This window comes from Leeuwenhoekiella aestuarii, assembly GCF_004104055.1.
GTDB lineage: Bacteria > Bacteroidota > Bacteroidia > Flavobacteriales > Flavobacteriaceae > Leeuwenhoekiella > Leeuwenhoekiella aestuarii.
Window position 1 is genome coordinate 20,067 of record NZ_QOVJ01000015.1, and the last position, 9,672, is coordinate 29,738.

The 9,672-nt window shown below is 38.3% G+C and carries 7 protein-coding genes and 1 pseudogene; all 8 read left to right on the forward strand.

What is annotated here, in order from left to right; genetic code table 11:
* The first annotated feature begins 87 nt into the window (after positions 1-87).
* The gene (locus DSM03_RS18390) at positions 88-3,234 is read left to right on the forward strand and encodes an efflux RND transporter permease subunit (RefSeq protein ID WP_128763433.1); all 3,147 of its coding nucleotides are present in this window, start codon (positions 88-90) and stop codon (positions 3,232-3,234) included.
* Between the two features lie 32 nt (positions 3,235-3,266).
* Positions 3,267-4,736: an efflux transporter outer membrane subunit gene (locus DSM03_RS18395; RefSeq protein WP_128762969.1), complete on the forward strand. Its 1,470-nt coding sequence runs from the start codon at positions 3,267-3,269 to the stop codon at positions 4,734-4,736.
* 156 nt (positions 4,737-4,892) lie between these two features.
* Entirely contained in the window at positions 4,893-5,783 is an 891-nt protein-coding gene (locus DSM03_RS18400; RefSeq protein ID WP_128762970.1) for a helix-turn-helix domain-containing protein, read from the forward strand.
* Between the two features lie 99 nt (positions 5,784-5,882).
* Complete coding sequence (locus DSM03_RS18405; protein ID WP_128762971.1) at positions 5,883-6,554, forward strand: SDR family NAD(P)-dependent oxidoreductase; 672 nt, start codon at positions 5,883-5,885, stop codon at positions 6,552-6,554.
* A gap of 164 nt (positions 6,555-6,718) precedes the next feature.
* Positions 6,719-7,558: a class D beta-lactamase gene (gene blaOXA / locus DSM03_RS18410; RefSeq protein ID WP_128762972.1), complete on the forward strand. Its 840-nt coding sequence runs from the start codon at positions 6,719-6,721 to the stop codon at positions 7,556-7,558.
* Positions 7,559-7,772: 214 nt separating this feature from the next.
* Positions 7,773-8,405 carry a CatA-like O-acetyltransferase gene (locus tag DSM03_RS18415; protein ID WP_128762973.1) on the forward strand — a complete coding sequence of 211 codons (633 nt, stop codon included), beginning with the start codon at positions 7,773-7,775 and terminating at the stop codon, positions 8,403-8,405.
* Between the two features lie 66 nt (positions 8,406-8,471).
* Complete coding sequence (locus tag DSM03_RS18420) at positions 8,472-9,320, forward strand: mechanosensitive ion channel family protein (protein ID WP_128762974.1); 849 nt, start codon at positions 8,472-8,474, stop codon at positions 9,318-9,320.
* 63 nt (positions 9,321-9,383) lie between these two features.
* Positions 9,384-9,538: pseudogene (locus DSM03_RS19175) on the forward strand (IS3-like element ISLbl1 family transposase); the annotation flags it as partial.
* Positions 9,539-9,672 lie beyond the last annotated feature (134 nt).

Genomic DNA, 9,672 nt, shown 5'->3' on the forward strand with positions numbered 1-9,672 from the left:
AAAAATTAAACCGGAATATATCCTTTCCTTTTTCCGCTTGCGAAAAAGAGAAGGGTAGAACCGTACATCCTATTTGTAAATACCATTATGAAATTCAGTCACATTTTTATACAGCGACCCATTTTTGCGGGAGTCTTGAGCGTACTCATACTCATCGTAGGTGCGCTTGCTTATGTATCCTTACCCATTTCTCAATTTCCGGATGTTGCACCACCTACCGTTGAAGTTGTTGCTATGTATCCCGGTGCTAACGCAAGAACACTTTCTGAAACGGTGGCCGCACCTTTAGAAAAGGAAATAAATGGAGTAGAAGGGATGTTATACATGACCTCTCAATCTTCTGCCGATGGAAGGGTGATCGTACAGGTCGCTTTTGAATTGGGTACCGATTTAGACCGGGCGCAGGTTCAGGTCCAAAACCGGGTTGCTATTGCAGAGCCCAGATTACCGGAAGCTTCCCGTAGATTAGGGATCACTACCAAAAAGATATCTCCAGATATTCTCCTTGTGGTGAATATGTATTCGCCTAATAAAACTTATGATCAGACCTATATGGGGAATTATGCGGCACTTCAGTTAAAAGACGAATTGGCGCGTATAAAGGGGATTGGTGATATTCAGATTTTTGGTGCAGCAGAATATGCTATGCGTATCTGGTTAGATCCTGATAAAATTTCGAATTTAGATATGACAGCAGGTGAGGTTGTAGCAGCTTTGCGGGCGCAAAACGTACAGATCGCCAGTGGTACTTTAAATACATTGCCTTCCGGAAATCAATCTGCATTTGAAATTAATATTCAAACACAGGGTAAATTAGTAACACCAGAACAGTTTGAAAATGTAATTCTAAAATCAAATGAAGGTGGAAGACTGGTGCGCCTTAAAAATATAGGACGTGTAGAATTAGGTGCTCAGAATTATGCGACGACGGGTTATTTAGGAAAAGATCCTGCGATTGCAATGCCTGTTTTTCAACAACCGGGCGGTAATGCTCTGGAAACTTCAGCAGAGATTGAAGCACGTATGGAAGAACTTGCGAAAAGTTTTCCGAAAGATTTAGAATATAAGATTGCTTATAATCCAACCAAGTTTATTCAAAAATCGGTAGACGAGGTGTACCACACTATTTTTGAAGCAATCATTCTGGTTGTACTTGTTATTCTCTTATTCCTTCAATCTTGGCGGGCTGCAATAATTCCGATTCTGGCAATACCGGTTTCTTTGATAGGAACCTTTGCTGTGATGCAGGCCATCGGTTTTTCGTTGAATAACCTTACGCTTTTTGGTTTAGTTCTCGCTATTGGGATTGTAGTAGATGATGCGATTGTAGTGGTAGAAAATATGGAGCGGTATCTGGCAAAAGGTTTTGCTCCAAAAGAAGCAGCGCGTAAAACGATGGACGAAGTAGGAGGCGCTTTGGTTGCTATTGGTCTGGTCTTGATTGCTGTATTTATTCCTACTGCATTTTTAGACGGAATTTCAGGTCAGTTTTACAAGCAATTTGGGATGACTATCGCGGTTGCAACTGCAATTTCGGTATTTGTTTCCCTGACGTTGAGTCCGGCGATGGCGGCTTTATTGATGAAGCACGAAGTAAAAGATCCTAATAAAAAGACACCAGTAATACTGAAACCTTTTGCTTATGTAGGAAATGGTTTCAACAGATTTATTGACAAAATTTCGGAAAGCTATGGGAAGCGCGTACAAAAACTGGTACGCACATCAGTTATGGTACTCGTGGTTTATGGCGGTCTGATCCTGATAACAGGTTTTGAATTTGGCAGAGTTCCAAAAGGGTTTATCCCCGCTATGGATCAGCAGTACTTTATCACCTTGGTACAGTTACCACCCGGCGCATCGTTATCTAGAACAGATGCTGTTGTAAAAGAGGTTATAGACAAGGCCTTAGATATTGATGGCGTAGAAAATGCGATTGCCTTTACCGGTTTTGATGCGGCATCCAACACAAACGCCTCTAACACAGCAGCGGTATTTTTACCGCTGGAAGATTTTGAGATCAGGGAAGAAAAAGGCTTGGAATACGAAGCCCTGTTGGGTACAATAAGTGCCACTTTAGGTCAGATAGACGATGCGATTGTATTGGTAATACCTCCACCATCTGTACGAGGTATTGGTAACGCCGGTGGATTTAGAATGATGGTTCAGGATAGAGCAAACTTAGGTACAGATGAGTTGGTAAAAGCGACCTATGCACTCGCTGCAGCTGCTAATGCCGATCCTATTTTGAGTAATGTTTTTACATTTTTTAATGATCAGACACCACAATTGTATCTGGATATTGATCGCGTAAAAGCTGAAAAACTAGGAATTGATGTGGGTGATGTTTTTCAGTCTTTAGAGATCTATATGGGTTCTGCATTTGTAAATGAGTTTAATTATCTGGGAAGAACCTTTCAGGTGACTGCACAGGCAGATGCGCCTAACCGCTTAACTCCCGATGATATTTCCCGAATTAAAGTGCGTAATGCAGATGCTGAAATGGTTCCTTTGGGAACCTTTACAAAGCAGGAGGATATTTCGGGTGCGTCGCGTATTCCTCGTTTCAACCTGTATCCTGCAGCTTCTTTAAACGGGAATATTGCACCCGGTTACAGTTCTGGTGAAGCTTTAGACCGGATGGAAGAACTTGCTGCAGAAGTACTTCCGCAGGGAATCTCTTTTGAGTGGACCGAATTGGCATATCAGGAGCGTCAAACCGGAAATACGGCAGGTATCGCCTTTTTATTGGCTGTTGTATTTGTATTTCTGTTGTTGGCCGCGCAGTTTGAAAGTTTGGTACTTCCGCTTGCGGTAATCTTTATTGTGCCTATGGTGTTGCTATCTGCAATTGTAGGTATTGATCTGGCGGGTCTTGATAACAATATTATGGTACAGATAGGACTGATCGTTTTGGTAGGTCTTGCGAGTAAAAATGCGATTCTTATCGTGGAGTTTGCCAAGCAGTTAGAAGATCAGGGCGAAGATCTAAAAACCGCTGTTATAGAAGCATCCCGGTTGAGGCTGCGTCCTATTTTAATGACAGCAATGGCTTTTATCCTGGGAGTAATTCCGTTAGCTATTGCTACAGGAGCAGGGGCAGAGTTACGGGTATCACTAGGTATCGCAGTATTTAGCGGAATGCTTGGAGTTACGATATTCGGTGTTTTTCTAACCCCTGTATTTTACTATCTGGGAAGAAAATGGACGACCAAAAAAACAAATGAACTGCACTAGCAGCAACCTTATAATTTATACAATCTAAACAGATGAAAAATAGATTTTTAATATTCCTGTTCTCTTTGATGTTAAGCTCTTGTGGGATCACAAAGCGAGATTTTGAAGTTGAACCTACTGTGAACATTCCGGAAGATTATTTAGAAGAAGAGCTTGTGCCAGAAATTGATAATAATTCAGAAGTGATTCAAGACTGGTGGTCTAATTTTAATGATCCGGTTTTAGATACGCTTATTGAAAAGGCCCGTAAACACAATCTGGACATCAACACCGCGATTGCTAACTTTTACGCATCGCGCGCACTCATTAAGGAAACTAAATTTGATAGAATTCCTACGGTGACAGCTAATGGCGATTATACGCGTACCCGTCTGGGAGAAAATGTTTTTGTACAGGGGAGTAATCCTACGTACAATACGTTTAATGCCAGTTTTGATGCTTTTTGGGAAGCTGATCTCTTTGGAAGGGTTTCAAACCGAATTAAAGGAGCGGTAGCCAATAATCAAATGGCACTGGCCGATATGCAGGGCGCTTATGTGAGCATTTTTGCAGAGGTAGCTACTAATTATATGGAGCTGCGCGGAACCCAGTATTTGTTAGATATCGCAACCCGCAATTTAAAAGGTCAGCAAGATACCTATGACTTAACGCTGCAGTTATCTGAAGCAGGTACCAGCAACAGTCTTGATGTTTCGAGAGCCTTGGCACAGCTTGAAAATACCCGTGCAACCATACCACCGCTTAAAGCCCGTCTTGAAGCTTTAAAAAACAGTCTGAGCGTTTTAATTGGCGAAGTTCCCGGTAATTTAGATGCGGTTGTTGTAAGCGATCAACCTTTACCCAGCTTGCCGGCTTCGGTAGAAATAGGGGAGGTAAAAGACTTGTTAAGACGCCGCCCTGATATCAGAAGGGCAGAAGCTGCATTACAGATGCAGATCGCCAAGTATAATATTTCTGTAGCAGAGCTGTACCCAAAAATACAATTTGGAGGTTCTATAGGTTTTTCGGCTGTAGATTTTGCAAACTTCGGTCAGAAAGAATCCTTTACCTGGAGTATTATGCCCAGCATCAGTTGGGCTGCATTCAACCTGGGGCGTGTGCGCCAACAAATAAAGCAAAATGATGCGTTAACACTAGCAGCACTTAACCAATATGAAAAGGCAGTTTTAGAAGGCTTGGAAGAACTTAAAACACGTTTGGTAAATTATACTCAGGAGTTACAGAGAAGGGCTATCCTAGAGCGGTCTTCAACAGCAAGTGCTCAGGCGGCACAATTTGCTAAAGACAGGTACAATGCCGGTCTGGATAGTTTTATAGACTATTTAAGCGCAGATAATACCTTGCTTCAATCTGAAAATTTATTGGCACAAAGTGAAATAGCTTCAGCGACTTCTTTAATAGCGATCTACAAAGCTTTAGGTGGGGGCTGGGAGATTATTTCTGAAGCAGAATTAGATACCAGATTTGAAACGATGAAAGTAACTGAAAAGACTTCAGACTAAATACAGGTGAGGTTACTTTTGAGGACTAAATTTATAATTAGAATACGCAGTAGAATTTTAATGCAACGTATTCTTTAAACACAAATTTTTGCATATAGAATTTATTTTTAAAATTATAAAGAACCGATTTTGGTCATTACTTAATACTTTTATAAGATGACCCAGACAGAGATACCGGTTTATGAAACAAGTAATGCGCTGAGTGAGGCTATGGGTTTCCCTCACAGGAGTCACATACCCAATTTTGATGTATATGAATTGGGTAGTTTAGAGCCTTCTGCCAGACGATGTATGCCACCTTACAGACAAAGTTTTTACCAGATAGGGATATTGAGTTATGTGGGTGAAAGCAAACTGAATTTAAATACAGATTGGATTTCTCCAGAAGAGTATCCGTTATGGTTTGTAGTTCCCGGGCAGGTGTTCTCCTGGGTGCGTGATGAGAAAATGGCCGGCTTTAGTATTATGTTTAAGAAAGAGTTTTTGATGAACGTAGTAGATAATGTGGTGGAAGATTTTCCGTTCTTAAAAATGTCTGAACGCAGTTTGCTGATGCTTACTAAAGAGGAGCATGAATCATTGCTTTTTGATGCGCAACGTATGCATTCGGTATATAAAAACCCGCACCCATATCAAGAGAAAATGTTAGAGGGTATGCTGGTCTCTTTTTTATACTTTTGCAAAGCTGTTTATGAGCGATACAAGACGACCGAAAATCACCTTACACGGGCACAGGTTATCACTCAGAAATTTGAAATTCTGGTTGATAAAATGTATGTAGATACAAAAAATGTAGGGGATTATGCAGATGAACTAAATATAACTCCTAACTATTTAACAACCACCGTAAAAAAGTTAACCGGTAAAAGTGCAAAAGATATTATTCAGGATCGGTTATTGGTAGAAAGTAAAAGTTTACTGAAGTTTTCAGGTTTAGATATTGGAGAGATCGCTTATCGATTGAATTTTCAAGAACCTACACATTTTACACGGTTTTTTAAAAAATTGAGCGGGCTAACGCCTAATCAATTCAGACAAATGGATTAAAAATTGCAAATGGGTATACCTATTGCAGTAGAATTAAAAATTAATAAACTAAATCATATTTAAAATTGATCAGATTAGTTTCACATTATTAAGCATGCTATGAAAGTTAAGAGAGTTGCGGTAGTCACAGAGGCAGGAAATGGATTGGGAAAGACTTTTGCTAAGATATTAGTACACCATAATTATAATGTAATTCTGGCTGCTAGTAAGAAAAGTTACGACACCCTCTCCCTAGATGCAATCACGTTACAGGATTTTAAATTGGTAAAGGTCGATTTTACTTCTTCAGAGAGTGTTTCTGAATTGAAAAGTCTTATAACTTCAACTTACGGAAGGTTAGATCTTCTTATTAATAATGCAGAAATAGCAAACGGTTTTGGTCAAAAAATAAGTCAGTTGAATCTTGAAGAGGTCAAAGAGCTTTATGAGATCAATCTTTTCGCGGTGATTAGAATCATACAGTCTTTAAAACCTGTACTTGAGAAAAGTGATGATCCCAGTATCATAAACATCACGAGTTCTTTAGGTGATATTACAAAAATGACCGATGATAATTTTTGCTATTCCAACTACTGTATGACTGCTTATGCCACTTCAAAAGCGGCTTTGAATATGTTTACGCATCTACAATGTAAAGAGTTTAAACCTTCAAAGATCAAAATAAGCGGTTTTGATCCTATATCTTTAAAGAACTGTACACACAATTCGGTAGTTATCTGTGACGGAATTAAAGATGAGTTTGTTAAGCTGATTTCTAAAGATCCTCTTTAAAAATTGTATTCCTATAACCTTTTTGATGTTCTTCATCCGTCTGAAAGCAAATAAGAGCTGTTCAATAAATAGTTAAATGTTTAATGCAATTAAAAGCGAGATTAATCAAAATAGTGAGTTTGAATAAAAGACATTTTTAAGATCTTTGGCGTCAAATTTTCAAGATGAAACTCATTTATATCGCTCTAATTACACTAACCTGCTTTTCCTGTACAAATAAAAAAAAGTCCTCCGAGAACACTAAAAATACCGGCATTCAGCGCGAAATAAAGACTCCAGAATTTCAAATGATTTTGGATTCAGCAGGTGTTGAAGGTTCGATTCTAATCTTTGATTTGAAGAATGACACCTACTATTCTAATGACTTTCAATGGGCCGAGACAGGAAGGTTACCCGCTTCAACGTTTAAAATTACCAATTCCATCATTGCACTGGAGACCGGAGTTGTTGAAAATGACAGTACCCTTTTTAAATGGGATGGAGAAGATCGAAGTCTAGAAAGCTGGGAACAGGATTTAATACTCAAGGAAGCTTTTCACTATTCCTGTGTACCTTGTTATCAGGAAGTAGCACGAAAAATAGGTGCGCAACGCATGTCTCAATATGTAAGCAAACTTGAATATGGAGCAATGGATGTGGATTCAAAAAACATCGATATGTTTTGGCTTGAGGGCGATTCCCGAATAAGTCAGTTTCAGCAAATAGACTTTCTAAAAAGATTCTATGAATCTGAACTTCCCATTTCAGAACGTACGGAAATGATCATGAAGCAAATGATGATTATTGCAGAAAATGAAAACTATACCTTACGAGGAAAAACAGGTTGGTCTATAAGAAACGGAAATAATAACGGTTGGTTTGTGGGGTATATTGAGACCGGAGACGACATCTATTTTTTCGCTACAAATGTTGAACCAAAACCGCAGTTTAATATGGATTTGTTCCCAATGACTCGAAAAAACGTTACTAGTAAAGCATTCAGGCAAATGGAAATAATAAACTAAAGGTTCTCTAATAAAATTCCAATACTTACGTGATAGCTCCTGTTAAACAGGATTCAAGAAAGAATAACAAGCTTCTCTTTCCGCTTAAGACATTAAATCCATACCTATTTTTCAGCGCTCGTTTTTACACGAAAAGTTTTAACTAAATTTCACCCGCAATTCATGGATCTACTCGCAAGGAGAATTTTAATCTGAGTTGTGCTAAATTGATTTGATGAAAAAAATAGACCTGGCCGGATGGAAAAGAAAAGAGCATTATGACTTTTTTTCAAAAATGAAAAGTCCAACTTTTGGGATCGTTACCGAAGTGAATTGTGACCAATGCTTTAAAAATACTCAGAAAAATGGGGAATCCTTTTTTGCCAGCTACTTACACAAATCGATGATTGCTGTGAATGCGGTTGATGAATTAAAATACCGGATCGTTGATGACGAAATTATAACCTACGAGCAAGTACACGCAGGGATTACCATAGGAAGAGCCGATGAAACATTTGGTTTTGGTTTCGTACACTTTTCATCTGATTTTAAGACCTTCAATACACAATTACAAAGCGAAATTTTAGCGGTAAAAAACAGTCAGGGTTTAAGGCTTAACAATGATGATATCAAAACCGACTTGATACGTCATTCAACAATTCCGTGGAATTCATTCAGCGGATTATTGCATCCTACAAATTTTGATGAAAAAGACTCAGTGCCCAAAATCACCTTTGGCAAGTTCACTATTCGTGAAGGAAAAAGAATGCTACCCCTTTCTATTGAGGCGCATCACGGGCTGGTTGATGGTATTCATATCGCTAAATATTTGAATGAATTTCAGAATCAACTTAATTTACTTACCTGATCCGTTTTTGTTTATTTTAGAAAACTAGTTTGGTCGAAAAGCTTTACATGAGCAAATAATTACCCTATGAAAAATTCGTTTTATTCAGATTTTAAGACCGTGATTATAATTAGCATTATAATCTCAATAACAATTTCGTGCACCCTGATTTTTAAATATTTGTGCCGTAAAAAAATAAATAGTCTGGTAACGACAAAACATATAGATCCTACCAGCTATCTTTTTGCTACAAACTTTATTTCCGCAATTATTGTAATTGTAGGTATTTCATTTGCTTTAATTCAAATACCCGAAATGAAAACCCTGGGGCACTCCTTATTGGCTGGTGCGGGTATCATATCACTCGTTGCAGGATTGGCCTCTCAACAGGCATTGAGTAATATTATGAGTGGCTTTCTTATTGTTTTATTTAAGCCTTTTAGAATAAATGATAGAATTACGTTTAACCAGACGTATACCGGGACTGTAGAAGAAATCAATTTGAGACAGGTTGTGCTTCGGGATTTTGAAAACAACAGGATTGTGGTACCCAACTCGGTGATAAGTTCAAATGTAATTGTTAATACAAACCTAAACGACACCAAGGTTTGTAAAATGATCGAAATAGGAATTGGCTACGGTTCAGATATTGGCAGAGCTTTAAAAATCATGGAAGAAGAAGTCGTAAAGCATCCCTTACATATAGATAATAGGAGCCCGCAAGATATTGAGAATGGAGTCCCTATCGTTACGGCACGGGTAATCGCATTAGCAGATTCATCGGTCACTTTAAAGATTTGGGCGTATTCAGACAATATCTCCAATGGGTTTACTATGTATTGTGATCTGTTGCGATCCATAAAAGAGCGTTTTGACAAAGAAGGTATAGAAATACCGTACAGCTATCAAAATGTGATTATCAAAGATTCTAATTAAAAATGCGCTCCAGTTAGTTATCCTACCACGACAACGAATAAGAATTCTTCTAGTAACGCCTCGAATAATTACAAGTTTAGATCATATTCAGAGTCATCTAGTTTTCAATGGATAGAAACTTGATATAATACCAGAAGAAGACACTCTTATTTAGAAAAAAGAACTGTTGAGGAATTTGAAATAGATATATGTATAATCATCAACTAGCATTGTTGTAACTCAACTTAAAGCCGAGTTTTTTATTGCAAGTCTAAACTTTAAAAACTCTAGAGTTTAAAACTCAAAATTAAAACCTTTTTCCAGGAGTTGTTGATAGGTTTCCGGGTTGAACTGATAGAGTTTAGCGGCTCTG